This is a genomic window from Pedobacter sp. PLR (assembly GCF_026239675.1).
Classification (GTDB): Bacteria; Bacteroidota; Bacteroidia; order Sphingobacteriales; family Sphingobacteriaceae; genus Pedobacter.
The window spans coordinates 1-1,353 of record NZ_JAPIVQ010000029.1; the positions used below are offsets into that span (position 1 = coordinate 1).

Below are 1,353 nucleotides of genomic sequence, written 5' to 3' on the forward strand. Positions count from 1 at the left end.
AAGCCTGTAGTGAAAACTACAGGCTTTTCTTTTACATAACAAAGAACTCTAATTAAAAGTATTAAAAATATTCAGGTGCCTATATCGGTGGTGTCTACCTCTTCCCATTCCGAACAGAGAAGTCAAGCCCACCAGAGCCGATGGTACTGCGGTAACACGTGGGAGAGTAGGTCGGTGCCAGATCTTAAAAAGAAAGCCTGTAGGAAACTGCAGGCTTTTCTTGTTTACCGGGTTTTTATCTGAGCCCTGGCTGCCCGCTGCTTCTCCGGTATTCCGCATTCCTCCTTTCTGTATCGCTATGGTCTTTACATGAACCTCATTTCCCTGAGTTCGGATCTTGCAATGGTTTTAAAAATGGTATAGTTAATCCGCTGGTTTTCCCGTTTCAGGACTTCTTAGTCCGGGGCTACCTTACTTTTTCAAAGTTGATCCCGGTGTCTACTCTTTATGCCGTCGTTTTTTAAGCACAGGCATAGGCTGATTTTATTGGAGATACTTTCAGTTGTCCTTTCTTTAGTGTTTCATTTCAGCCGCGTTTATCTCATCTGATCGTAATTGTAGCGGATAAGGGGGGCCTGGATAACAGCAGGCTGATCTCAGATGAACGGACTGAACTGAAAGCTGAGCGGACTTCATGAGTACTGCTTAGTATTCTAAAGGATGTACGAGAGTCCCGGAGTTTATGGCTCAATAACTATTTAGGATTTAATATTCCCGTATTCGCGGCATTACAGCGTCACGCTGTAAAACCATAATCAATCGGGGCTCTGGCTGCTGTACCGGAAGCTGATTCGGAGTAACTTCCGGTATAAGGTAAATCCTGCATATTTACCGTTTATCCGGAAATGAATCCGCCTTAGCGCTGATATTCCCTTGTGAAGAAAGTTGAACGGAAGGATTCCGCCGGATCCGGCGGAATCCTTCCGTTCAAAAGTTCCGGGTCTTGCTGTAAAAAATGACGCTTTTGAATGTGGTCTGTCCGGTAAATCAATAACTCTTTTCCTTTTTTTGGCCTAACAGGCCTTTATTCCTTAAGTGATCAGAAATAAATGATTATCATTTGAAATATGGAACCCTGAAGGATATCGCTATAGTACAGGCAGTTGCTGCCTGATGTTTTGAATGACGGCTGTAGAAACAGCTTACAACAGTACTTAAACGGGTTATTTTGAGATTAATGTTTGCATATCTGTTAAATTTTCCTACTTTTGCATCCCGCTTCGGAGGAAGGGTTACAGTGAGAAGGATACAGAGCAGAAGATTTGAAAGATTGCAGTAGAAGGATGTCAGAAGTTGTTTTGAGGGTTTAATTACCAGATAAACAAAAGAAAAAAGTTTAAATAAAAGCTTGAC

The 1,353-nt window shown here is 42.2% G+C and carries 1 rRNA gene; it reads left to right on the forward strand.

The features are described 5' to 3' along the window. Nucleotides 1-71 precede the first annotated feature (71 nt). Nucleotides 72-183: ribosomal RNA gene (rrf, locus tag OQX61_RS24205) — 5S ribosomal RNA — on the forward strand. Nucleotides 184-1,353 lie beyond the last annotated feature (1,170 nt).